At 70.6% G+C, this 22,995-nt stretch carries 28 protein-coding genes; 11 read left to right on the top strand and 17 right to left on the bottom strand.

Going from position 1 to position 22,995, the window contains the following annotated elements; translation table 11 throughout:
• Positions 1 to 7 precede the first annotated feature (7 nt).
• The 4 genes from FHR82_RS20170 to FHR82_RS20185 all read left to right on the top strand — a co-directional run bounded on the left by FHR82_RS20170 (position 8) and on the right by FHR82_RS20185 (position 4,014).
• Entirely contained in the window at positions 8 to 865 is an 858-nt protein-coding gene (locus tag FHR82_RS20170) for a S1C family serine protease (protein ID WP_184812007.1), read from the top strand.
• Positions 862 to 1,536 (top strand): winged helix-turn-helix domain-containing protein, encoded by a 675-nt coding sequence (locus FHR82_RS20175; protein WP_184812008.1) that lies wholly within the window; start codon positions 862 to 864, stop codon positions 1,534 to 1,536. The genes FHR82_RS20170 and FHR82_RS20175 overlap by 4 nt, the downstream gene beginning before the upstream one ends.
• Complete coding sequence (locus FHR82_RS20180; RefSeq protein ID WP_221464011.1) at positions 1,533 to 2,759, top strand: sensor histidine kinase; 1,227 nt, start codon at positions 1,533 to 1,535, stop codon at positions 2,757 to 2,759. The genes FHR82_RS20175 and FHR82_RS20180 overlap by 4 nt, the downstream gene beginning before the upstream one ends.
• 76 nt (positions 2,760 to 2,835) lie before the next feature.
• Entirely contained in the window at positions 2,836 to 4,014 is a 1,179-nt protein-coding gene (locus tag FHR82_RS20185; protein ID WP_184812009.1) for an MFS transporter, read from the top strand.
• Here the strand turns inward: FHR82_RS20185 and FHR82_RS20190 are convergent.
• From FHR82_RS20190 to FHR82_RS20210, 5 genes are read right to left on the bottom strand one after another with little or no spacing between them, the layout of a single operon-like run.
• Complete coding sequence (locus tag FHR82_RS20190) at positions 3,898 to 5,142, bottom strand: MFS transporter (protein ID WP_184812010.1); 1,245 nt, start codon at positions 5,140 to 5,142, stop codon at positions 3,898 to 3,900. The genes FHR82_RS20185 and FHR82_RS20190 overlap by 117 nt on opposite strands.
• Before the next feature lie 30 nt (positions 5,143 to 5,172).
• A complete protein-coding gene (locus FHR82_RS20195; protein WP_184812011.1) occupies positions 5,173 to 5,409 on the bottom strand; it encodes an anti-sigma factor family protein in 237 nt (78 codons plus the stop codon).
• Positions 5,406 to 6,041, bottom strand: a complete 636-nt coding sequence (locus tag FHR82_RS20200; RefSeq protein WP_184812012.1) for an RNA polymerase sigma factor — start codon at positions 6,039 to 6,041, stop codon at positions 5,406 to 5,408. The genes FHR82_RS20195 and FHR82_RS20200 overlap by 4 nt, the downstream gene beginning before the upstream one ends.
• Complete coding sequence (locus FHR82_RS20205; RefSeq protein ID WP_184812013.1) at positions 6,034 to 6,285, bottom strand: hypothetical protein; 252 nt, start codon at positions 6,283 to 6,285, stop codon at positions 6,034 to 6,036. Before FHR82_RS20205 ends, FHR82_RS20200 begins: the two co-directional genes overlap by 8 nt.
• Before the next feature lie 15 nt (positions 6,286 to 6,300).
• Entirely contained in the window at positions 6,301 to 7,047 is a 747-nt protein-coding gene (locus FHR82_RS20210) for an SDR family NAD(P)-dependent oxidoreductase (RefSeq protein WP_184812014.1), read from the bottom strand.
• Between the two features lie 17 nt (positions 7,048 to 7,064).
• Between FHR82_RS20210 and FHR82_RS20215 the strand changes: the two genes are divergently transcribed.
• Both FHR82_RS20215 and FHR82_RS20220 read left to right on the top strand, forming a co-directional pair.
• The gene (locus FHR82_RS20215) at positions 7,065 to 7,709 is read left to right on the top strand and encodes a TetR/AcrR family transcriptional regulator (protein WP_184812015.1); all 645 of its coding nucleotides are present in this window, start codon (positions 7,065 to 7,067) and stop codon (positions 7,707 to 7,709) included.
• Positions 7,710 to 7,807: 98 nt separating this feature from the next.
• Positions 7,808 to 8,353: a hypothetical protein gene (locus FHR82_RS20220; protein WP_184812016.1), complete on the top strand. Its 546-nt coding sequence runs from the start codon at positions 7,808 to 7,810 to the stop codon at positions 8,351 to 8,353.
• Positions 8,354 to 8,514: 161 nt separating this feature from the next.
• On the opposite strand, the gene FHR82_RS20225 is transcribed toward FHR82_RS20220, so the two are convergent.
• From FHR82_RS20225 to FHR82_RS20240, 4 genes are all read right to left on the bottom strand, one after another.
• Positions 8,515 to 8,943, bottom strand: coding sequence for a DUF8820 family protein (locus FHR82_RS20225; protein ID WP_184812017.1), 429 nt, complete (start codon positions 8,941 to 8,943; stop codon positions 8,515 to 8,517).
• Between the two features lie 12 nt (positions 8,944 to 8,955).
• On the bottom strand, positions 8,956 to 9,891 hold the full coding sequence (locus tag FHR82_RS20230; RefSeq protein ID WP_184812018.1) for a DUF6745 domain-containing protein: 936 nt from the start codon (positions 9,889 to 9,891) through the stop codon (positions 8,956 to 8,958).
• A 133-nt stretch (positions 9,892 to 10,024) separates the two neighbouring features.
• The gene (locus FHR82_RS47520) at positions 10,025 to 10,993 is read right to left on the bottom strand and encodes an amidohydrolase family protein (RefSeq protein ID WP_311771181.1); all 969 of its coding nucleotides are present in this window, start codon (positions 10,991 to 10,993) and stop codon (positions 10,025 to 10,027) included.
• Positions 10,990 to 11,523, bottom strand: coding sequence for a GNAT family N-acetyltransferase (locus tag FHR82_RS20240; RefSeq protein WP_184812019.1), 534 nt, complete (start codon positions 11,521 to 11,523; stop codon positions 10,990 to 10,992). The genes FHR82_RS47520 and FHR82_RS20240 overlap by 4 nt, the downstream gene beginning before the upstream one ends.
• 73 nt (positions 11,524 to 11,596) lie before the next feature.
• On the opposite strand from FHR82_RS20240, the gene FHR82_RS20245 reads away from it, so the two are divergent.
• Complete coding sequence (locus tag FHR82_RS20245) at positions 11,597 to 12,586, top strand: aldo/keto reductase (RefSeq protein WP_184812020.1); 990 nt, start codon at positions 11,597 to 11,599, stop codon at positions 12,584 to 12,586.
• Between the two features lie 174 nt (positions 12,587 to 12,760).
• On the opposite strand, the gene FHR82_RS20250 is transcribed toward FHR82_RS20245, so the two are convergent.
• Complete coding sequence (locus FHR82_RS20250) at positions 12,761 to 13,642, bottom strand: GlxA family transcriptional regulator (protein ID WP_311771182.1); 882 nt, start codon at positions 13,640 to 13,642, stop codon at positions 12,761 to 12,763.
• A gap of 47 nt (positions 13,643 to 13,689) precedes the next feature.
• Positions 13,690 to 14,271: a cysteine hydrolase family protein gene (locus FHR82_RS20255; protein ID WP_184812021.1), complete on the bottom strand. Its 582-nt coding sequence runs from the start codon at positions 14,269 to 14,271 to the stop codon at positions 13,690 to 13,692.
• Between the two features lie 85 nt (positions 14,272 to 14,356).
• Between FHR82_RS20255 and FHR82_RS20260 the strand changes: the two genes are divergently transcribed.
• The gene (locus FHR82_RS20260) at positions 14,357 to 15,316 is read left to right on the top strand and encodes a D-2-hydroxyacid dehydrogenase family protein (RefSeq protein WP_184812022.1); all 960 of its coding nucleotides are present in this window, start codon (positions 14,357 to 14,359) and stop codon (positions 15,314 to 15,316) included.
• Here the strand turns inward: FHR82_RS20260 and FHR82_RS20265 are convergent.
• The gene (locus FHR82_RS20265) at positions 15,313 to 16,251 is read right to left on the bottom strand and encodes an esterase/lipase family protein (protein ID WP_184812023.1); all 939 of its coding nucleotides are present in this window, start codon (positions 16,249 to 16,251) and stop codon (positions 15,313 to 15,315) included. The two genes, FHR82_RS20260 and FHR82_RS20265, sit on opposite strands and share 4 nt — an antisense overlap.
• A 154-nt stretch (positions 16,252 to 16,405) precedes the next feature.
• Positions 16,406 to 16,723, bottom strand: coding sequence for an antibiotic biosynthesis monooxygenase (locus tag FHR82_RS20270; protein ID WP_184812024.1), 318 nt, complete (start codon positions 16,721 to 16,723; stop codon positions 16,406 to 16,408).
• A gap of 48 nt (positions 16,724 to 16,771) precedes the next feature.
• Between FHR82_RS20270 and FHR82_RS20275 the strand changes: the two genes are divergently transcribed.
• Positions 16,772 to 17,206, top strand: a complete 435-nt coding sequence (locus FHR82_RS20275) for a MarR family winged helix-turn-helix transcriptional regulator (RefSeq protein WP_184812025.1) — start codon at positions 16,772 to 16,774, stop codon at positions 17,204 to 17,206.
• A 1-nt stretch (position 17,207) separates the two neighbouring features.
• On the opposite strand, the gene FHR82_RS20280 is transcribed toward FHR82_RS20275, so the two are convergent.
• The 4 genes from FHR82_RS20280 to FHR82_RS20295 form a co-directional block, all read right to left on the bottom strand.
• A complete protein-coding gene (locus FHR82_RS20280) occupies positions 17,208 to 17,879 on the bottom strand; it encodes a TetR/AcrR family transcriptional regulator (RefSeq protein WP_184812026.1) in 672 nt (223 codons plus the stop codon).
• A 44-nt stretch (positions 17,880 to 17,923) separates the two neighbouring features.
• Positions 17,924 to 20,146, bottom strand: coding sequence for a xanthine dehydrogenase family protein molybdopterin-binding subunit (locus FHR82_RS20285; RefSeq protein WP_184812027.1), 2,223 nt, complete (start codon positions 20,144 to 20,146; stop codon positions 17,924 to 17,926).
• A 105-nt stretch (positions 20,147 to 20,251) separates the two neighbouring features.
• Entirely contained in the window at positions 20,252 to 21,232 is a 981-nt protein-coding gene (locus tag FHR82_RS20290) for an FAD binding domain-containing protein (protein ID WP_184812028.1), read from the bottom strand.
• Positions 21,229 to 21,717 carry a (2Fe-2S)-binding protein gene (locus tag FHR82_RS20295; protein WP_184812029.1) on the bottom strand — a complete coding sequence of 163 codons (489 nt, stop codon included), beginning with the start codon at positions 21,715 to 21,717 and terminating at the stop codon, positions 21,229 to 21,231. The genes FHR82_RS20290 and FHR82_RS20295 overlap by 4 nt, the downstream gene beginning before the upstream one ends.
• Before the next feature lie 119 nt (positions 21,718 to 21,836).
• On the opposite strand from FHR82_RS20295, the gene FHR82_RS20300 reads away from it, so the two are divergent.
• Complete coding sequence (locus FHR82_RS20300) at positions 21,837 to 22,160, top strand: putative quinol monooxygenase (RefSeq protein ID WP_184812030.1); 324 nt, start codon at positions 21,837 to 21,839, stop codon at positions 22,158 to 22,160.
• Between the two features lie 172 nt (positions 22,161 to 22,332).
• Entirely contained in the window at positions 22,333 to 22,986 is a 654-nt protein-coding gene (locus FHR82_RS20305; protein ID WP_184812031.1) for an LPXTG cell wall anchor domain-containing protein, read from the top strand.
• Positions 22,987 to 22,995: the final 9 nt, after the last annotated feature.

A 22,995-nucleotide genomic window follows, 5' to 3' on the forward strand; every position in this document is an offset into this window, starting at 1 on the left:
GAGCGCGATGCAGTCACCTGGACTGGGACCCCGGCGGGGACCGGACTTCCGGATCCCCGAGACCCCACAGCCCCCACCGGCGGTGCCGCCACCGCCGCCGCCGGTGGGCCCGCCACCCAACCCGCTGGTCAAACCCGCCAGCAGAGTGCCTCGGTTGCTGGTCGCCGGGCTGCTCGTCGTCGGAGTGTCAGCCGGCGCCGGAGCGGTCGCGGGCCGGTACGCCGACAGCCCGGCCGGGGCGACCACCCCCTCAGCGCCCCGGCCGGGCCCGCCCGTCACCGCCGGCGACCTCGTCTCGGTCGCCGACCAGGTGCGCCACGGCGTGGTGTCCGTGCAGGCGGGCCGGGCGTCGGGGACCGGGTTCCTCATCGACGACCGGTTCCACATCCTCACCAACCACCACATCCTCGAAGCCGGTTCGCCGAACGTGTCCGTGACCGGGCCCGACGGGCGCAGGCTGCCTGCCGACGTGGTGGGCGTCGACCCCGAGCACGACCTCGCGGTGCTGCGCGTCGAGCCCGGCTCGGCGCTGCGGGCACTGGCCATCGGCAGCTCGTCGCGGGTGCGGGTGGGGGAGCAGGTGCTCGCGGTCGGGTCGCCGCTGGGGCTGTCCGGGACGGTCACGTCGGGCATAGTCAGTGCTGTGGACCGTCCGGTTCGGATCGGCGGCGGCAGGCAGTCGGCGCTGCAGACCGACGCGTCGATCAACCCCGGCAACTCCGGCGGTCCGCTGGTCAACGCGCGCGGGGAGGTCATCGGTGTGAACACGGCCATCGCCACGTACGAGGGCGGCGGGTCCATCGGCATCGGGTTCGCCATCCCGATCGACCGGGCCGCCGCCGTGGCGCAGGAGATCATCCGATGAGGCTCCTGCTCGTCGAGGACGAGGCCGAGCTGGCCGAGGCGGTCCAGCTCGGCCTCGTGCGTGCCGGGTACGCCGTCGACGTGACCGGCACGGCGGCCGGCGCCTACGAGAAGCTGACGGTCAACGACTACGACCTGCTGCTGCTCGACCTGATGCTGCCCGACGGCGACGGGTTCACCATCTGCCGCGCCATCCGTTCCGGCGAGATGCCGGTCGTCGCGGGCACGGACCTGCGGGTGCTCATGCTGACCGCGCGCGGCGGGCTGACCGACCGGGTCCGCGGCCTCGACGACGGTGCCGACGACTACGTGGTCAAGCCGTTCGCGCTCGACGAGCTGCTGGCCAGGGTCCGCGCACTGCTGCGCAGGGAGGTCCGCGGCACCAGCGCCGTGCTGACCGTCGGTGAGCTGTCGCTGGACACCGCGCGGCACGAGGCGTGGCGTGGGGAGCGGCGGCTTCCGTTGTCACCCAAGGAGTTCGGGGTGCTGGAGTACCTGATGACCCGGCCGGGGCACGTCGTCAGCGCCGAAGAGCTGCTGGAGCACGTGTGGGACGAGAACGTCGACCCGTTCACCCAGACCGTGCGGGTCACGATCGGCACGCTGCGGCGCAAGCTCGGCGGTGACCGTCTCATCGAGACGGTCGTGGGGAAGGGATACCGCCTGACGTGAAGCTCCCCGGGTTTGTCCACTCCGTGCGGTTCCGGCTGACCGTCATGTACTCGGTGCTGCTGTTCGTGCTGGCCGCCGCCGCGCTCGGGGTGACGTACTGGGCGGTCTACGCCGCGACCGACCCGCGCCCGGTCACCCAGGAGTACGAGGCCGAGCTGGTGAAGCGGAAGGCCGACGGCCGGGAGATCCCGGTCGGCACGATGACCGTGGCCGCGGTCGAGGACATCGAGTCGGCGGCCAACCTGGGCACGCAGGAGAACCTGCGCACCTACTCGGCGATCGTGCTCGGCGGGCTGTTCGTCGCGAGCCTCGGCATCGGCTGGGTGCTGTCCGGTCGCGCGCTGCGGCCCGCGCTGCAGATCGCCCACACCGCCAAGGACATCCAGGCGACCGACCTGTCCCGCCGCATCAACCTGGAAGGGCAGCGCGGCGAGCTGCGCGACCTCGCCGACACCATCGACTCCATGCTCGACCGGCTCGACGACGCGTTCCAGGCGCAGCGGCGGCTGATCGACGACGCCTCCCACGAGCTGCGGTCGCCGCTCGCGATCATCCGCGCCCACCTCGACGCGGCCCTGACCAGCGAGGACGCGTCCCAGGCCGAACGCGAACGGGCCGTCGAGGTGATCGACCGGGCCACCAACCGCATGTCACGCCTCGTCGACGACCTGCTCGCTACCGCCCGCCGGTCGTCCGGCGCGCTCGCCGACACCGACGTCGACCTGTCGGCCGTGGCCCGCGAGGCAGGCGAGGAGTTCGCGGTGCTGGCGGACGAACGCGGCGTGCGGGTCTCCTACGACCTGACCGACGGCCTCACGGTGATCGGCGACCACGACGCGCTGCGCCGGGCGGTCGCCAACCTGCTGTCGAACGCCGTGCGGCTGACCACCTCGGTGATCGTCGTCGCGACCGGCCGCGACGACGACTGGCTGTGGGTGACGGTCGCGGACGACGGGCCGGGCATCGCGCCGGAGGACCAGCCCCACGTGTTCGACCGCTTCTGGCGGCGTGCGCACTCGTCGCCGCTGGAGGACCGGCACACCGGGCTCGGGCTCGCGATCGTGCGGCAGATCGTGGAGTCGCACGACGGCCGGGTCGCCCTGTTCTCCGAGGTCGGGGAGGGGAGCACGGTCGTGCTGTGGTTCCCGGCACGCGACCGGCCCTACGGTGCGCCGCCACCGGACCTGCCGGCCGGTCGGCCGGGTGCCCCGCGGGACACGTGACCAGTAACACGGCGATCACGTCTGGTTTCGACCCCGCTCCCGGAGTTTGACTTCAGGGAGACGACGAGGAGCGGGAATGTCGAACGACGTGGAGCAGAGCAGCCCGGCGCTCACCGGATCGCTGCGGCTCCTCCAGGTCGGCGCGTTCACCTCGCAGTTCGACCGGCTCATGATCGCGCCGATGCTGGTGGTGATCGCGGCCGAGATGGACCAGTCGGTCGAGGCGGTCAGCGTGGCCGCCGCCATCTACCTCCTCTGCTACGGCCTCGCGCAGATCGGGTGGGCCATGGTGTCCGACCGGCTGGGCCGGGTCCGGACCATGCGCCTCGCCCTGCTGCTCGCCATGATCGGCGGGCTCGCGTCCGCGGCCGTGCCCGACATCCTGTGGCTGGTGGTCGCGCGCGGCCTCACGGGCGCGTGTTTCGCCGCCGCCATCCCCGGCGGGCTCGTCTACGTCGGCGACACCGTGCCCGTGAAGGTGCGGCAGGCACCGCTCACCGACCTCATGACCGCGTCCGCGATCGGCATGACCATGGCGACCGTCGGCGCCGGGATCATCGCGGACTTCGCCAGCTGGCGGGTGGCGTTCGCGCTGACCGCCGTGGTGGCCGGGTTGCTGTCCTTCTTCATGCGCCGCATGACCGAGCCCGAGCTGGGTCCGCCGCCGCGGGTGTGGGGGTCGCTCAAGGGCGTGCTCACCAACCGCGCCGCGCTGCTCGTGCTGGCGCTGGTGCTCGCCGAGGGCCTGGTGCTGCTCGGCCCGCTGACGTTCCTGCCGGTCGTCGTGCACTCGTCCGGGTTGTCGGTCACGCTGTCCGGTCTGCTCACGGCCGCCTACGGGGCCTCGGTGCTGGTCTTCGCGCGGGTCGTGAAGGCGCGCACCGCGAAGGTGGCGCCCGCCATGCTGATCCTGACCGGCGGCACGATGGCCGTGCTCGCGTACGTGCTGCTGGTCATCACGCACGTGCCCGCCGCCGTGGTCGTCGGGACCGTGTTCCTCGGCGGCGGGTGGGCCTTCATGCACTCCACGCTGCAGACCTGGGCGACCGACATGGCACCCGGCTACCGCGCGACGGCCATCTCGCTGTTCGCGACGCTGCTGTTCACGGGCAGCGCGATCGGCGCCGCGGTGTTCGGCTCACTGGTCGACAGCGGCCGGTTCACGATGATGTTCGCGATCACGCTCGCCGTCAGCGTCCCCCTCGTCGTCACCGCCACCCTCGGCCGCAGGCGCTACGCGACGAAGGGCCACTAGCAGCAGCGCCACCGCGGCCGCGACCCCCACGAGCAGCCACGCCGCCCGGTGCACCCCGCTCGCGTCGCTGACCACACCGAACAGCAGCGAGAACGGCAGGAACACCAGCCACGACAGCGAGCTGACACCCGACGTCACCCCGGCCCGGACCGTCGACGGGATCGCGTCGTTGACCAGCCTGCTCGCGTGGATGCCCACCGCGACCAGCACCAACGCGGCGACGACCTGCGCGGCCGTCACCACCACGAAGTCGTGGCTGACACCCAGCACCACGAGCGCGCCGGTGAGCACCACACCGGCACCCGCGAGCCGCGACGGCCGGGCCAGCTGCCCGACGAGCAGCCCGCCGATGCCGAGCGTCGACATCAGCCCCGCCCAGTACGGGCCGTACAGCACGGCGGGCACACCCAGCGCCACCAGCCACAACGGCCCGAACTCGAACACGACCTGCGTCAGCACCGCGGCGAGCACGGCCAGCGCGATCACCGGCACGAGCCGCCGGTGGGCGGCGCGGAACGTCGTCGCCAGGTGCGCGCGCAGCGGCGTCCGCACCTCGGCGCGGTGCAGCGTCGGCTCCCGGAACCGCAGGTAGCAGGCGATCGACACGAGCGAGAACGGGATCGTCACGAAGTACGTGGCACGCGCGTCGAGCAGCCCCGCGAGCACACCGCCCGCGAGTGAGCTGCCGACCAGCGCCACGCTCTCGACGAACCGGACCCGCCCGAGCCGCCGCTCGAAGTCGCCGGAGCCACCGGTCTCCTCGAGCACCGTGTCGTACACGATCGCGTCGAGGGTGCCCGAGTACATCGCGAAGTACAGCCCGAGCGCCAGCACGCCCGCGATGTACGTGGGCACGTTCGTGCTCAGGCCGCCGACCAGCGAGCACACCGCGAGCGCCACACTCGCCACGACGAGCACACCGCGTCTGCTCCACCGGTCGGCGAGCACCCCGGACGGCACCTCGAACAGCGGCACGACCGCCGCGTACGCGGCCGCCATGACCCCGACCGACGCCGCGTCGAAGCCGATCTCGGTCATGAACAGCTTCTCGACGGGGTACCAGAGCACGAAGCCCTGCAGCGCGACACCGGCGTGCAACGGCAGCAGCCTGCGGGTGAGTGGACTCATGACACTGCAGTGTCACGAGCCGCCCAGGCGTTACACGTGCTTGCGGCGGAACGCGGCCAGCAGTGACTCCCGTGCCTGTTCCGGCAGGTCGGCGACCTGTTCGGCGGGCAGGCGCCCGAGTGAGTCGACCGTGGTGCGGAACTGCGCCACATAGGTGGTGCAGCCGTCGCACTCGGCCAGGTGGTCGGTGACCCGCCGCTCGTCCTCGGGTGACAGCGCGCCGTCCAGGTACGCGGTGACCAGCTCCACCAGCTCGTCGCAATTCACCGGTTCACCTCCGCGTGGTAGCCGGCCAGCTCGTTCCGGACGAACGCCCGTGCCCGGTGCAGGAGCACCCGCTGGTTCGCCGCCGTGATGTCCAGTATCGAACACACCTCGGCACTGTCGTGCCCTTCGACGTCCCGCAGCACCAGCACGACCCGCTGCCGCTCGGGCAACCGCGCGATCGCGCCCGCGAGGCACGCCCGTACCTCGGCCGCGAGCGCGTGCTGCTCCGGCCACGGCGCCGGTTCGGCTCGCCAGTGCCCGGGGAACGGCTCACCCGCTCCCTGGAACAGGGCAGGGTCGACCGTCGGCCCGGCGTCGGGCACCACGCTGCTCCACGGCACGACGCGGCTTTCCCTCGTGGCACGCCGTTTCGCGATGTTCACGAGCACCCGGTACACCCACGTCCGCAGCGACGACCGGCCCGCGAAGCCGTCGATCCCCTCGATGACCGCGAGCCACGCGTCCTGCACGACCTCCGCCGCCGAGTCCGGTGTGGACACGAACGCGCGCGCCACCCGCACCATGCCGGGCGACCAGGCGTCCAGCACGCGCGCGAAGCAGGCGTCGTCCCCGGCCCGCAGACCCGCGACGAGCACTGTGTCCTCGGGCAGGTCCTGGGGTAAGTCAGCCACGGCTGAGCACCACCACCTTCCCGCGCGCGGACTCGTCCTCCACGAGGTCGATCACGGCATCGCACAGCGCGCCGAGCGTCACCGGGGGAGTCTCGTCACCCGGCGCGAGCGACGCCAGAGCCCGGTCGATGACGACACCGGGTAAGTCGCCGAGGCACGCCGTGGCGCGCATCGACCCGGCCTTGGCCCGGCCGGTGCCCTCCCCGGCACCGGTCACCAGCGCGATCCGGTTCTGGATGTCCATGGCCGACACTGTGCACTAGGGCACCGACAATTCCTGGCCGGTCAGCTCGGCGCACCGGGCGAGGAAGGAATCCTGCAGGTCGGCGTCGTGCGCGGCCGGATGCGTGCGGGACGGCTCTTCGTGGTGGTAGTAGCCGCCGGTGCCGGGGATGTCGCCCAGCGCGAGCCGGACCTGGGTGACGTGCGCCCGCGACAGGTCGTCGGGCGCGCCGCGGCCGCCCATCCGCGTCGCCACCCAGCCGGGGTCGACGGCGTTGGACGGCACGTCCGGCCACCGCCGGGCCACCCCGAACGCGAGCACGACGTCCCAGAACTTCGACTCGGCGTAGGCCTGCGAACCGTTCCACCGGCGCCGCTCCCACCGCAGGTCGCCGAGGTCGGGCGTGACGCCGAGGTGCATGCCGGAACTGAGGTACACCAGCCGTTTCGGCGGCGGCATGAGCGCGGTCAGCAGGTAAGGCGCGGCCACGTTCACCGCGAAGACGCGCTCGAGCCCGTCCGGCGTGACGACCCGCCGCCGCTCCTGGTAGCCGAGCGCGACGTTGTGGATGACGGCGTCGAAGGGCCCGAACCGCGCCGCCTGCCCGGCGACCGACCGGACCTCGGCCAGACTGGCGAAGTCCCCGACCACCACGTCGGAGATCCCGGGGTCGCGGTCCTTCGTGCGGGCGTGCAGGACGACGTCGTGGCCCTCCTCGATCAACAGCTGCCCGGCCATCAGCCCGAGGCCCTGGGAGGAACCCGTGATCAGAATGCGTGCCATCTGACTATCTTGGTCCCATGACGGACTCATCGACGCGGGACCGGCTGCTGGCCGCGGCCGGCGAACTGCTGACGGAGTCACCGGACGTGTCGACCCGCGCCATCTGCGACCGCGCGGGCGTGCAGGCACCCACGCTGTACCACTACTTCGGCAACAAGCAGGGCCTGCTGGCCGCGGTGGTGGACACCGTGTTCACGTTCCACATGGGCACGATGGCCGCCAGCGGCGACCCGGTCGCCGCGCTGCGGGAGAGCTGGGACCACCACGTCCGCTTCGGCCTCGCCAACCCGAACCACTACGCGCTGACGAGCACCCTCATGCCGGCGGCGGAGAAGCTGCTCACGGTCCTGCTGAACGACATCGCACGACAGGGCAGGCTCAGCACGGCCCCTGAGGTGGCGGCGAAGCAACTGGTGGCGGCGAACGTCGGCGCGACACTGAGCCTCCTCGACGGCGATCGGGAGCTGGGGTGGTCCGACCAGCTGCGCGACACGGTGATCGGCGCGGTGGTCACCGGGGCGATCCAGCCGCTGGCCGGCGGGGGCCTGTCCGCGCTGGCGGTGGGTTTCCTCGCCGCGCTGGACACCGAACCGGCCGACTTCACGACCGGTGAGCGCACGTTGCTGCGCGAATGGCTCCACCGAGCAGCGGTGCGCAGGTAGCAGACCCCGAACCTCAGGACCGGCGTCGCGGTGTCCACCGTGGAGCATGGGAGCTGCCGGCAGGACCGGTCCCGGCGCCAGCCTGTTGTGCTTCCCGCATGGACGAGGTGGCGCGGCTCGTGCGGGCGCTGGTGGACGACGACGAGACCGTGCGCCTGCGGGGAATCGCCGGTCTGGCACGGTTTCCGCACCACCCCGGCGCGGTCGACGAGCTGATGGAGTCGCTGAAGAACGACCTCCTCGGAGAGTTGGCGATCACCGCGGCGGTGGCGCTCGCCGACATGGCTCGCGTCAACCCCGCGGTGACCGGCGCGGTCGCCCGGCGGTTCCGGGAGACCGTCGGCAGCGTCGCGCTCTGCGGCAGCTACGACCCCACCCTGCGCCTGACCTACTTCTTCGCGGTCTCCGGTGACCGAGCCTGGTTCCGCGAGCTGCGTCCCGCCGACCTGCGCGCGCGGACCGACGAGTTCCGCACGCGAACGGCCCGGTACCTGGCCGCGGGACGGGATGGTGACGTCCGTGCCGCGGCCAGGTCGATGGTGTGGTTCGAGTCGCTCGAGTCCGCGCGGGTGTTCCGGGCGGCCCGCAGACAGCTCCCGGGGTGGCGCCCCTGGTTCCGGCAGCTGATCCGCGCCACCCGCTAGTGTCCCGCGCCGGAAATGCGGTGATTGAGTCGGTGGATCCAGGTTTCTGCTGGCAAGGCGCCGGTTCGTCCTCGTACTGTGATCGTACTTGGGCGGACCGGCAACGCCGCCAGCAGGAAGCTGGGCCGCCGAATTAGTCGCCTGATTTCCGGCGCGGGACACTAGTCGGCCACCAGCATGCGTCGGTGCCTGCCCGACTCCTGCTGCCTGCGCACCAGCCACCGCCCCGGCGCGACGCCGCTGCCACCGTGTTCCGGGTGGATCAGGTACACCGGCGCCGTGTTCTCGAACAGCGCGACGCCCAGCCTGAGCGGGTCCCGGAACTCGCCCGTCCACTGGCAGACACCGCGATCGGCGACCAGCGTGTGCGGGTTGCCGCCCGCCACGCCACGCACCAGCTCCACGCCCTGGCGCGGCACGGGCTGCCAGGAGGTCCACGAGTGGGTCGTCACCACCGGCACCATCGCCATGGGCACCACGATCAGGTCGCCCTGTGCCTGCGGGCCGTCGAGGACCGGCACCGCCACCTGGAGCTCGAGGTGGTCGAGGACGGAAAGTTCAGCACTGTCAAGGATTTCTGCGAGGTTCATGGTCATCACCTGTCAGGTTCGTCGGAGAAGTTGCTGGTACTGGCGGCCGGTGAGCCCGTAGGTCCACCCGGCGGCGTCGATCGGGTCGTCGAACCACGGGGGCACGCGCAGTCCGTACCGGCGGCGGGTGCCGTCGCGCTCGACCGAGCCGTTCACCGCGAGCAGGAGCCGGGTCGGCCTGCCCCACCGCGCGTACGGCAGGTCGTAGAGCCGCAGCTCGGCGCCCGGGTTGCCGGGGTCGTCCGCACGGCCGACGGGCCGCAGCTCCGCCTGGTCGATGAACGCGTCCCACCCGATCCGCTCGATCGCGCACCGGCGCACCTCGACGTTGGTCTCGGCGGCGATGCGGTCCACCGTCGGGTCGTCGATCACCCACGACGGCACGCGCGTGCCGTGCCAGGCGTGGACGGTGAACCCGTCCGGGTACGCCACCGCGGGCCCGTCGGCGCAGTGCAGCCGCAGGTCACGGTCGTCACCGGGTTCGGTGTGCTGCACGAGCGGCCGTTCGGACAGCACGCACACCTGTTCTCGCGGCCACCACCAGCCACAGGAACGGGTGATCGTCGCCCACGGGTTCGGTTCGTGGACGTGCACCACCCAGTGGATGTCGTGCTGGCCGTGCCAGTGCAGGCCGAGCGACGTGCCGACGGCGGCCCGGATCATCGCCACCACCGGTCCGACTCCGGTCATGAGCTGTTTCCTCGGCAACCGGTTGCGCAGTTCGGAGATCTTCGTGGCGAGCCGCGACTCGAACAGCACGGGCCCGTCGGAGAACAACGGCGGTGACGGTGGCACCACGGTCGCGGCGGCCGAGGGGGAACCCACCCAGACGAACTCGGGTGGCGGGGTGTTCAGCTCGGTGTAGAGCTGGGAGATGGCCGCTTCTGCGGCGGGACGGTCAGCGGGATCGGTGCACAGCGCGTGGTTCAGCCACGCGGCGGCGCTCATGCGCTGTGGGCGTACACGCCCTTTCCGTGAGACATGTGGACCATGGTCGCACAGCCTGTCAACGGACGCGGCGCCCGCGCAGGATCACGGCGGCGGGCGCGGCGAGCTGGTCGAGGTCGGTGCGCGGGTCCTCCTAGTAGACGACCGCGTCCGCGGGTGCGCCCGGCACCAGCCCGGGCAGGCCCAGGTACTCGCGGGCCGACCAGGACGCGGCGGCGAGCGCGTCGTGCGGTCGCAGTCCCGCGGCGGCCAGTGCGCGCACCTCGTCGAGAATTCGCCCGTGTGGCACGGAATCGGTGCCCGCGAGTATCGGCACCCCGGCCTCCGCCGCAGCGGCGACGAGCCCCGGGTGCGCGCTCGCACCCTCGACGTACCACCGTTTGCGCGGGCTGTCTTCGCGCTCGCGCACCGCCGCGAGCGAGTTCCGCAGCGTCGCGAGCGTGGGTGTGAGCACGGTGCCGCGTGCCGCCATGTCGTTCAGCAGTGCGGGATCCAGGCACATGCCGTGCTCGACCGAGTCGACCCCGGCGGCGACCGCGACCGCGCCGCCGTCGGCCTGCTGGCTGTGCACGGCGACCCGGCCACCCACCTCGTGCACGGCCGCGACGACCGCGGTCAGCACGTCGAGGGGGACCACGTCGTCGCCAACGCGCCAGTCGCCGATGATCTTGGCCCACCCGGTGCGCCGTGCTTGCGCGGCGGCGACGGCGGGCAGGTCGGCGTGGGAGGGACGACGGCCCCACCCTTCGAAGAACTGGTCCTGCTGCGCGAGCCACGGCCCGGCGTGCCAGGCCCTCGGCACGTCCGGGTCGGTGCCGAACCACGCGGGCGGGTCGGCGGCCAGGCCGGGGGAGCGGATCGCGGTGACGCCCGCGTCGACGTGCTGGTGCAGGTGCTCGCGCAGCAGGTCGTGGTCGAGCGGGTCGCCGGGTTGCTCCGCGCCGGGATGGGTGTGCGCGTCGACGAGTCCGGGCAGGAGCCAGCCCTGCGCCACCACTTCCGCGCCGGGCACGGGGTCGGTGGTCCACCGGTCGCCGTCGGCGAAGAGGTCGACGGGTTCGCCGTGTGGGAGCGCGAAACCCCGCACCCGGATCGCGCTCACTCCGTCAGGTCGCTCGGCCGGATGCGGAACACCTGCAGGCGCAGGTTGTAGTACTTGTCGGTCTCGCCGACCCACGTCATCCCGAGCCGCTTCGCGGTCGCGACCGCGCGGTTGTTGGTCGGCCGGGCGACGGCGAACAGCTCGTCGATCTCCTGCGTGAACGCCCAGCTCGCGAGCGCGTGGCCGCCTTCCGCCGCGTAGCCGTGGCCCCAGGCGTCCGGACGCAGCTGCCAGCTCAGCTCCAGGTCCTCTTTGTACGGTGGCAGCAGCCGGATGCCGAGACCCCCGATGACCTCGCCGTCGTCGCGGCGTTCGATCGCCCAGCGGCCGCGCGGGGACGGCATGTTCTGTTGCGCCTCGATCCACGCCTGCAGCACCGCCCGCATCGCCGCCTCGTCGGCGACCTGGCCCATCGCGGGGGTCAGCCAGCGGGTGACCTTCTCCACGCCGTAGATCGCGAGCGCCGAGGCGGCGTCGTCGAGCCGCCACTCCCGCACCACGAGCCGCTCGGTGGTCAGCTCTTCGCTCATGGTCCCGACATTACCCACGGCGCGGTGGTAGCAGTGATAACATAATTACGTTAGCACTGGAAGGAGACGTGGAATGACCACGCTTGGTACCACCGGCCCAGCCGTGTCCCGCATCGGCCTGGGACTGATGGGCATGTCCGACCTGTACGGCCCGGCCGACGAGAAGGAGTCGATCGCGACGATCCACGCCGCGGCGGAGGCCGGCGTCACACTGCTCGACACCGGCGACTTCTACGGGATGGGTCACAACGAGCTGCTGCTCCGTGAGGCCCTGCGGACCATCGACCGTGACCGCGTGGTGATCAGCGTGAAGTTCGGCGGCCTGCGCGACCCCGACGGCGGCTGGCACGGCCAGGACAACCGCCCGGCGGCGGTGAAGAACTTCGTCGCGTACAGCCTGCGCAGGCTCGGTACCGACCACATCGACGTCTACCGCCCGGCCCGGCTGGACCCGGCCGTGCCGATCGAGGACACGATGGGTGCGCTGGCCGAGCTGGTGGAGGCCGGTCACATCCGGCACATCGGCCTGTCGGAGATGGGCGCGTCGACGTTGCGCCGCGCGTCGGCGGTGCACCCGGTCGTGGACCTGCAGATCGAGTACTCGTTGCTGTCGCGGGGGATCGAGGCGGAGATCCTCCCTGCCGCTCGTGAGCTGGGGATGGGGATCACGGCGTACGGCGTGCTGTCGCGGGGGTTGCTGAGCGGACACTGGACGCCTGAGCGTTCGTTGCCCGCCGGGGACTTCCGCGGGTTCAGCCCTCGGTTCCAGGGGCCGAACCTGTCGCAGAACCTCGCGCTGGTGGAGGCGCTGCGGGAGGTCGCGGAGGCGCGCGGGGTGACGGTCGCGCAGGTGGCGATCGCGTGGGTCGCGTCCCGAGGGGCGGACATCGTGCCGCTGGTGGGCGCGCGGACGCGGGAGCGGTTGGCGGAGTCGCTGGGCGCGCTGGAGCTGGAACTGTCCACTGCGGATCTGGCGGCGATCGAGAAGGCGGTGCCCTCGGGTGCCGCGTCCGGTGCCCGGTACGCGGAACCCCTGATGGCCCACCTGGACAGCGAACACTGACGGGACCGGCATCTTCGGTGCTGTGAAAGGCGCGAATTCCTCGCGCGCGCGTTACCCAACCCCCACCCGTTCCCGGGGGCGTCCCGCCTTGCCATTCTATCGGGTGGGGGTGACGGTTCGGGCGTTGTTGATCTTGCCTGTGGATAACTCGGAGTTTGCGGGTTTGTGCTCAAGTCAGCGGGCTCGCAGGCGGCGCAGCATGCGGGCGTCCTCGAAGCCGACCGCTCTCGCCGCTGACTCCACCGTCGCGCCGTGGCCTATTAGGTGTTCGGCTCGTTCGAGGCGTAGCAGGTGCTGGTAGCGGAGCGGGGTCAGGCCCGTCGCGCGGCCGAAGAGGCGGGTGACCGTTCTTTCGCTGACGTCCGCCGCCGCGGCCAGTGCCGCCAGCCGTAGCTGCCCCGTGAACCTCGCGTCGATGAGGTCCTGCACCCGGTGGACGGTGTCGTCCACATGGGAGCGGTGGCGCAGCATCGCGCTCGTCTGTTGTTCGTCGCCGTTGCGGCGGGCGTACACCACCATCGAGCGGGCCACCTTCGCCGCGGTCGCCGGGCCGTGGCGGGTCGCCACCAGGTGCAGCGCGAGGTCGATGCCGCTCGCGATGCCCGCTGACGTCGCGATCCGGCCGTCCACCACGTACAGCACGTCGCGGACGACCGTCGCTTTCGGGTGGCGGGTGGCCAGTTCGTCCTGCAGGTCGTGGTGTGTGGTGCACCGTCTGCCGTCCAGCAGGCCCGCTCGGCCCAGGGCGTCGGCGCCCGCGCACACGCTCACCACCATGCCGCCCGCCTCGTGGTGGCCTGCGATCCGGTCGAGGGTCGTGCGGTTCAGCGCGAAGGTCGACGCGAGTGACGGGGAGCGCCAGCCCGGGACCACCACCAGGTCTTCCGGTGACAGTGCGGGCCACGTCGTTCCCGCCCGGACCGGCAGGCCCTGCGCGCTCGCCACCTCGGCCTCCTCGGCCACCCAGTGCAGGTCGTAGTCGAGGAGGTCGTTGTGGAACACCTGCGCCGGGCCCGCCAGGTCCAGCAGGTGCACGCCCGGCGCGAGGACGAACACGACTCTGAGCGGAGCTTGCGGAGCTTGCGGAGCGAACATCACCTTCGTCACGATCCGGTCAGCGTACCCGCCAGCTCGGCCACCGTCGCCACCTTCGCGAAGCCGCGGGTCGCCAGGATGAACGCCGCGTGCTCGACGATCTCCTCCGCCTGCTTCGTCCTCGGGTCCGCCAGGTCATCCGGTGCCTCCGGCGGCGGGGTCGCGAACGACGCGACCGCGTCCACCACGTAGGTCATCTCGTAGCCGAGGTCGAAACCGACGCGGGTGGTCGTCTCCACGCACTGTTCGGCGCGGATCCCGCACACCCGCAGCTCCCGCACGCCGCGCTGGGTCAGCAGCTGCGCGAGGTTCGTCGTGGTGAACGCGTTGACGGACGTCTTGACCAGCAGCGGCTCGTCGTCGCGGTAGTCCAGTTCCGGCAGCAGGCGGACGTGCCCGTGCACCGGGTCGAACACGCCGCCGGTGCCCGGCTCGGCGTGCAGCACCCACACGACCAGGTCACCGTCCGCGCGGGCGGCGTGGACCAGGGCGTTCACGTCGTCGGTGATGTCCGGGTTGTTCGTCGTCCGCCATGCCGCCCGCTGCCGGAAGGACTCCTGGACATCGATCACGATCAGTGCTCTGCTCATGTGCCAAGGCTCGCCCGGCGACCGCATGCCCGGAAGGCACCATCCCGCCAGGATGCGGAACGATCTGGTCAGCGATACTCGCCTGATGACTCTCCGCTGCGCGGTGCTGGACGACTACCAGGACGTGGTGCTGTCGATGGCCGACTGGGGCCGGCTCGACGGCCGCGTCGACGTGACGGTGTTCCGCGAGCACCTCGACAGCGAGGACGCGGTGGCCGCCGCGCTCGCCGACTTCGACATCGTCGTGATCATGCGGGAGCGCACGCCGTTCCCCGCGTCGCTGATCGAGCGGTTGCCGAAGCTGCGGCTGCTCGTGACCTCGGGCATGCGCAACGCGTCGGTCGACCTCGCCGCCGCCGCGCGGGCCGGGGTCGTCGTGTGCGGCACGGGCAGTAGCAAGGCGTCGACCGTCGAGCTGACATGGGCGCTGATCCTCGGTCTCGTGCGCAACGTCGCCGTCGAGAACGCCGCCTTCCACGCCGGTGGGCCGTGGCAGAGCACGATCGGGACGAACCTCGCGGGCGCCACGCTCGGGCTGGTCGGGCTCGGCCAGATCGGGTCGCGGGTCGCGGCGGTGGCGCGGGCGTTCGGCATGGAGGTGCTGGCGTGGAGCCAGAACCTCACCGAGGAGCGGGCGTCGGCGGGCGGTGCCACGCTCGCCGGGTCGCTGCCGGAGCTGATGGCCGCGAGCGACATCGTGTCGGTGCACGTCGTGCTGAGCGACCGCACCCGCGGCTTGATCGACGCCGCCGCGCTCGCCCACTTGCGGCCCGGTGCCTGTCTCGTCAACACCTCGCGGGCGGACATCGTGGACCAGGCCGCGTTGCTGGACGCCCTGCGGCACCACCGGATCGCCGGCGCGGCGGTGGACGTGTTCGCCACCGAGCCGCTGCCCGCCGACGACCCGCTGCGCGGCCTGCCGAACCTGCTCGCCACGCCGCACCTCGGGTACGTGACCCGCGAGAACTACGCGCAGTACTTCCGGGAGACGGTCGAGGACATCGAGGCGTTCCTCGCGGGCGAGCCGATCCGGGTGATCTCCTAGACGACGGGTGCGTTCGGCAGGCACGGTGGCGGTGGCGCGGCCGGGTCGAGAGCCCGGCGCACGTGCCCGACGGCCCGCCACGAGTACGTCATGGACAGGTGGTCGGACAGGTCGATCGGGCAGCCGTCCTGCAGGGTGATGTTGGTGACGGTGGCGCCGGGCCCCGCCGTGAGGAACGTCGACCGGTACGGCGTCGTCACCTCGTCGTAGCGCGTCGCGATGACCACATAGGACACGCCGGGCACGGTGTCACCGCCCGCGTTGAGGGTGGTCAGGAAGGCGGAGCCGGCCACCTGCTGTGCGGCGGCCGCACCCAGGACCGGCGGCGTGAAACCCAGTAGCCCCAACGTGTCCACGAACGTGCCGATGCCTGAGAGCGTGGTGCCGTGATGTGTCGCGCCGAGTGTCACGAGCGTCGCGACCTTGCCCGCGCCGCCGTCGAAGCGCAGGTACTGGCGCGGCATCATGCCGCCCTGCGAGTGGCCAACGATGTCGACCTTGGCGGTGCCGGTCGCCGCGCGCACGCGGTCGACGAACGTGGCGAGTTCCTTGGCGGAGGCGCGGATGTCGCCGTTGCCCTTGATGAACTCGGGCTGGCTCAGCAGGTTGTCGTCGGTGTCACCGTAGTTCAGGGCGAAAACGCAGTAGCCGTCCCGTTTGAGCGCGGGGGAGAGCTGCGCGAAGTTGTTGTAGCGGTTCTCCCAGGTGCCGTGGACGAGCACGACCGGACGCGGGTGCTTCGCGCTGGGGCGACAGGACCAGTCGTTGGCGCCGGGCGGGTCCAGGTCGGGGTGGGTGATCGAGTGCCCGAACGCGACGACGAAGCTGTGTAGTTCGGGCCCGGGGTCGGCGGTGGCAGGGCTGCCGGCGCCGAGCGTCGAGGCCGCGACGGCGATCGACACGGCCACTGTGGACAGTACGCGACGGTGCGTCATGGTCCGATGATGAGCGCTGCCACCGGCCCCGGGAAGAGGAACACGCGAAGGTTGTCACGGTCGCACAAATCGGGGGACGGGAATCGTCTGCCCGTGATGGCGGTGGCCGAAGGTGATCCCGGCCGGGTGTCCGAAGAGCATCTCCGGGGTGTGGTCAGCGGTGGCGGTGGAGTAGTTCGAAGTGTGGTGAGCGGGCGTCGTGGCGGGCCAGCAGCGCTCGGGCGGCGGGTGGGACCACCGAGTTCGCCGCGTCCGGGCCTGCGAACTCCTCCACTGCCTGCCAGTTGTCGAAGGTCATCAGGGTCAGGAAGTGGCCCTGCGCTTCCCGGGTGACCCTGCGCAGCACTGCCAGGTCGTGGAGGCCGGGGATCTCGCGGGCCATGATCGCCGGGGCGATGGTGCCGTTCAGCAGTTCCTCGTAGGCCGTCGCGTTCTCGGGTGTGGTCCAGCCGTTCCACGCTCGGATGATCATTGTGCTCCTCATAGCAGCGTGCTGTTGATTTAACAGTATGCTGTCATTATGCACGAGGTGGAGGCGTACCGGCTGTTGATCGCGGACGTGTACGAGCTGGCGGGTGTTTCGCGGCGGACCAGTGAGGATCTGGCCAGGTCAGCGGGCCAGACGGCGGCTCGGTGGCACGTGCTCAGCGTCGTGTCGGACGGGCCTCGGACTGTGCCCGCCGCGGCGCGCAGGCTGGGGCTGGCGCCGCAGAGTGTGCAGCGGGTGGTGGCCGACCTCGTGGCCAGTGGTCATCTCGAGGCGGTGGACAACCCGGACCACGCGCGGTCGCCGTTGATGCGGCTGACCGACCTGGGCCGGTCAGCGGTCGACGAGTTGTTCGCGCGGTCGGCGGACAACCGGGCTGACGTGCTGGCGCGGGCGGGGGTGACGGCCGACGAGCTTGCGGTGGCGCGAGGGGTCCTCCGCAAGCTCGTCGGCGCGTTGCGCGACTGAGTCAGCGGGCCCGCTTGGCCAGCAACCCCAGGGCGAGGGTCTCGGTCAGGCGGGTGATGGCGGAGACGAACTCGATGGCCGTGTGGGACATGGCGGGGTGTTCCACGTAGAGCTTGGCGACGTGGGGTGGCGGGTGGCCCAGCTGCCACAGTCCCGCCGCGAGCGTGGTGATGCCGACCAGCAGCTCATTGCCGTCGTCCTCGGTCAAGGTGGGCAGGAGCTCGCGGACGGCGTCGGTGAGGATTTTGACGGCGGTGATGGCCGAGAGTTTGAACGTGATCACCGCGGTGAGGGACACGTTGCGTTCGAGGTTCAGCGGTGCGTGCGTGAACAGGTCGCACAGCAGGGGGCGCATGTCGAGGCTCGTCGCGAACGCTTTCGCGATGCCGGGAACGTCACCGAGGGACAGTTCCCCGAGGGCGGCCGACAGGGACTTGGCCCACTCCTGCCACGCCTCGGTGGCGATGTGGAGGTAGATCTCCTCGCGGGTGCCGAAGTAACGCAGCAGCGCGGTCTTGTGCATGCCGACGTCGGCGGCGATGTCGGCGAGGCTGATGTTGCGCACGCCGTCACGCAGGGCGAGCCGCCGCGCCGCCTCGAGGATGGCGGCTTCGCGTTGCCGTTTCTGCTCGGGGCGGCGCGCCCGCTGGAAGTCATCGTCGCCGCGCGCCATGCACATACCGTAACCACGGCACAGTTGGATCAGTCGCAGTGTCCTCACAGCAGCTTGTCGAGGGTGATGGGCAGGTCACGGACGCGCAGGCCGGTGGCGTGGTGGACGGCGTTGGCGATGGCTCCGGCCACACCCACGATGCCGACCTCGCCCGCGCCGAGCACGCCCAGCGGCATGGTCGGGTCGGGATCGCCGAGGCATTCGATGTCGATGCGCGGGACGTCGGCGTGCACGGGCACGTGGTACTCGGCGAGATTGGCGTTGACGATCCGCCCGGTGTGGCCGTCGACGAGCGTTTCCTCCCCGAGCGCCGCACCGATGCCCATGACGATGCCACCGCGCAACTGGCTGGCGGCGGTCTTCGCGTTGACGACGGTGCCGATGTCGAACACGCCGAGCCAGCGGGTGACCCGGACCTCGCCGGTGTCACTGTCCACTCGCACCTCGCAGAACTGCGCGCCGCACGCGGCTTTCACGTACTTGCGGCGTTCGCGGAGCAGTGTGGACATGAACCGCACCTGCCCTGCCAGCCGCCCGATGCCGCGGTCGGCGCCGACCGCCACCTCGTGGTGCGTCCGGCCGGCCCGGCTGAGGATCGTGGCCGGCGCCTCGTCGGGGGACGTGTTGTTGCGGCGCGCGAGTGCGGCGAGGTCCTTCTTGAGCTTGGCGGCGGCGTCGAGGATGGCGCGGGACACGCTCGCGGTCTGCGCCGACCCGCCCGCCCCAGGCCCGATGGGTAAGTCGCTGTCGCCGTACTCGATCCGGACGGAGTCGAGCGGCACCCGCAACGCGTGCGCGGTGACCTGGGTAAAGGCGGTGGCCGCACCCATGCCCATCTCGTGGAAACCGCACCGCACCAGCACGTCGCCGTCGGCGGAGAGCCGCATCGTGACGTTGGCTGGGAACACCCACGCCGGGTGGAAGGCGGTGGCGACACCCGTGCCGACGAGCCAGCGACCGTCCCGCATGGACCGGGGCTCGGGGGTGCGGTCGGCCCAGCGGAACCGTTCGGCGCCACGCGCGTAGGCCTCCCGCAGCCCACGCCGGGCGAAGAGCTTGCCGTCCATGGGGTTGCGGTCGGGTTCGTTGCGCATCCGCAGTTCGATGGGGTCCAGGTCGAGGCGGTGGGCGAGCTCGTCCATGGCGGCTTCGAGCGCGAACGAGCCGATCGACTCGCCGGGCGCGCGCATGACGCCGTTGGCGATCGAGTCGAGCGTGAGCTGGTGTTGCTGGACGAGGATGTTCTCGGCGTCGTACAGGTGCCGTGACTGGGACACCACTTGCTCCGCGTAGCCGCCGACCCTGCCCATCTGGGTGACGCTGGTGTGGATCAACGCGGTCAGCTGTCCGTCGGCGTCGGCCCCGAGCGCGACCCGTTGTGTCGACGGGGTGCGTCCGCCGGTCGTCCGGTACACGCCTTCCCGGCTGAGCGCGAGTTTCACCGGCCGGCCGGTGACCTTCGCGGCGACGACCGCGAGGATGGTGCCCGCCCAGACGTTGGTCTTCCCGCCGAACGCCCCGCCGACGAAGGTGGAGATCACCCGGACGTCGTTCAGCGGGAGCTTGAAACGCAGGGCCAGGTGGCGCCGGGTCCAGTCGATGTGCTGGGTTCCGTCGTGGACGGTGAGGGCTTTGCCGTTCCAGACCGCGGTGGTGGTGTGGGGTTCGATGGCGTTGTGGTGCTGCATGGGGGTGGAGAAGCGCAGGTCCACCGAGACGTCGGCGGATTTCAGCGCGGCGACGGCGTCGCCCTTCTTTCCGCCGCCGTCGGAGAGCGCGCTGTTCTTCTGGGGGACGGCGTTGGGCTCTTCTTGTTCGAAGTCGACCGTTGCGGGGAGTTCTTCGTAGGTGACGCGGATTCGTTGGGCGGCTTCGCGGGCGATGTCGAGGGAGTCGGCCACCACTACCGCGACGGGCTGGCCGTTCCAGTGGACTTCGTCGGTGTTGAGGTAGTTGACGGAGGTGCCAGCCGCGAGGGTGGGCAGGTTGAGGAGGGTGGGTTTGGGCGGGGGTTGGAGGCGGGGGGCGTTGTGGTGGGTGATGACGGCGTGGACGCCGGGGAGACTGTCGGCGGCGGTGGTGTCGATGTGGGTGATGCGTGCTCGGGGGACGGTGGCGTGGACCAGAGCGGCGTGGGCGAGGTCGGGGTAGAGGTGATCGCCGGAGTACTGGGCGGCACCGGTGGTTTTGACGTGGCCGTCGACTCGGTCGATGGGCTCACCGAGGACGCGTTGGGGTGTGCGGGTTGGGATTGAGGTTTGCGTCATGGTGAGGCTCCCGGGGTTTGGTGGAGAGGCTGGGTGACGGGACCGCGGGCTGTGAGGGTGGGGTCGCCGGTCGTTGGAAGGGAGGTACGTGGGACGGGCTCGCGATTACGTCAAGCTCGTCAGGGTGGCTGTGATCGTGCGGACTGCCAGTGGGGCTTTGAAGGCGTTGTCGGGAAGCAGGGTTGCTGTCGACAGTTCTGCTTCTGCCGCTTCGCGGAAGGTGGATTCCGTCGCCGGGGCGCCCTTCAGTACGGACTCCGCTGTCCGGGCTCGCCAGGGGTGGGTGCCGACGCCGCCCAGCGCCAGGCGGGCGTTGGTTATCCGGCCGTTTTCCGTCTCCAGTGCCGCCGCCACCGAGACCAGGGCGAAAGCGTACGACGATCTGTCTCGGACCTTGCGGTACCGGGAGTTCCTTGCCGGCGGCAGGACTGGGAGTTCTATCGCTGTGATCAGTTCGTTCTCGCCCAGCGTTGTTTCGCTGTACGGGGTTTCGCCCGGGGGTTTGTGGAAGTCCTCGATGGGGATTCGGCGGTTGCCTTCTGCGCTTTCCGTCTCCACCACGGCGTCCAGGGCGGCCAGTGCCACGGCCATGTCCGACGGGTGTGTGGCGATGCAGTTCCGGCTCGTGCCCAGTACGGCGTGGTTTCGGGTGTAGCCGCCGTTCAGGGCCGCGCAGCCTTCGCCAGGGGAGCGTTTGTTGCACGGGGCCGCTGTGTCGTAGAAGTAGTGGCACCTTGTGCGCTGCAGCAGGTTGCCGCCCACGGTGGCCATGTTTCTCAACTGGCCTGAGGCGCCTGCCAGGATTGCCTGGGTGAGCACCGGGTAGCGGGTTCTGATCAGCGGGTGTGCCGCTGCGTGGCTGTTCCTTGTCAGTGCGCCTATTCGCACCGCGCCCGTGGAGATTTCTTCCACGTCGGCGAGGGGAAGCCGGGTGATGTCTATCAGTGTGTCCGGGTGTTCGATGTCGGCGCGAATCAGGTCTACCAGGTTTGTGCCGCCGCCCAGGTACTTGGCGTTCGGGGTCGTTGCCTTGGTCTTCACCGCATCGGTGACCGTGTTCGCTGTGACGTAGGTGAAGCGTCTCATCGTGCTGTCTCCTCGATCGCCGACACGATCCCGTTGTACGCGCCGCAGCGGCACAGGTTGCCGCTCATGCGTTCCTGGATCTCGGCCCTCGTCAGCTGTGGGGTCGTTGCCACGTCTTCTGTTGCCGCGCTTGGCATTCCGGACCTGTGTTCGGCCAGCATGCCGAGTGCCGAGCAGATCTGGCCCGGCGTGCAGTAGCCGCACTGGAAGCCGTCGTGTTTGACGAACGCCTGTTGTAACGGGTCGGCCACGCCCTCGATCGTGGTGATCTCCCGGTGTTCGTACTGGACGGCCAGCGCCAGGCAGGACAGGACTCGTTCGCCGTCGGCCAGGACCGTGCACGCGCCGCACGCGCCCTGGTCGCAGCCCTTCTTCGTGCCGGTCAGGCCCAGGTGGTCGCGCAGGACATCCAGCAGGCTCACCCTCGGTTCCACGGTTACCGGTCTGGTGGTGCCGTTGACGCGCAGGGACAGGTCGTGGGTCATGAAACCGAGACTAGAGCAACGGTGTTGACTTAACAAGGCAACGGTGTTGTGTTAACTCGAACGGGTGGGCGGCGCGTTATGTTCGGACCGGCAGCTTTCATGATCGGAAAGGTGGAGCCGTGATCTTCATCTGTGTGAAATGGACTATTCGGCCGGAGAAGGCGGACAGCTGGCTGTCGCTCGTGGACGAGTTCACCCGTGCGACGCGGGCCGAGCCCGGCAACATCTTCTTCGAGTGGTCGCGCAGTGTGGACGAGCCGAACCAGTTCGTGCTGGTCGAGGCGTTCCAGGACGACGCGGGCGAGGCCCACGTGAACTCCGACCACTTCAAGAAGGCGATGAGCTGGATGCCTCAGGTGGTGGCCACGACACCGCGGATCATCAACGTGAAGACCGACGGTGAGGGCTGGTCCCTGATGGCCGAGGTGCAGCCGGTCGGCTGAATTCCGATCGGGCGAACGGAGTACTGGTCACCGAGCACTTTCTGTATAGGGCCCCGGTGAAACGCCACTCGGACGAGTGGATACCCTACGCATCTATTTGCGGCTGGCGACTCTCGGTAGTTCGGGAGTAACCGGCTTTCCCGTTCGCCCGACGTAGCAGCCGGAGGCATCCTTGGCACTCAACTTGACCCCGCGCCGCCGGTTCGGCGTGGCTCTCGGTGTCGTTCTCGCGACCGTCTCGACCGGTCTGATCGGTTTCGCAGGCACCGCCGGTGCGCACACGAACCGGTCCTCCGCCGAGTGCGTGGACGACACCACCACCCTGACGGTCGACCTGACGGCCTACAACAAGCAGAAGGCCAACACCGTCAAGATCACCGACAACGGCACCGTCCTGCACGAGGGCGAGTTCCGTGAGGACTACCAGGAGACGTTCGACGTCCCCGGCGATGTCCAGCACACGTTCACGATCGACGTCGTGGCGTGGGACGACCCGGTGGACGAGGACAACAACAAGAACTGGTCCTTCAGCGACCAGCACGTGGTCGAGGCCTGCGTCAAGGTGACGGAGCCGCCGACCGAGACCACCGAGACGACGCCGCCGTCGGAGACCACCACGACGACGACCGAGGCCCCGCCCGCGCCGACCAGCTCCGAGGCCCCGCCGGTGCCGACCACCCCGCCGACCACCACGACCACCGAGGTCCAGGAGGAGGCGCTGGCCGAGACCGGTGCGAGCATCGCGCTGCCGCTGGGCATCGCGGGTGTGCTGATCGTCGGTGGCGTTGGTGCGCTGTTCGTCGTTCGTCGCCGCAGCAAGGCCTGAGCAACACCA

This window comes from Actinophytocola algeriensis (genome assembly GCF_014203735.1).
Lineage (GTDB): Bacteria > Actinomycetota > Actinomycetes > Mycobacteriales > Pseudonocardiaceae > Actinophytocola > Actinophytocola algeriensis.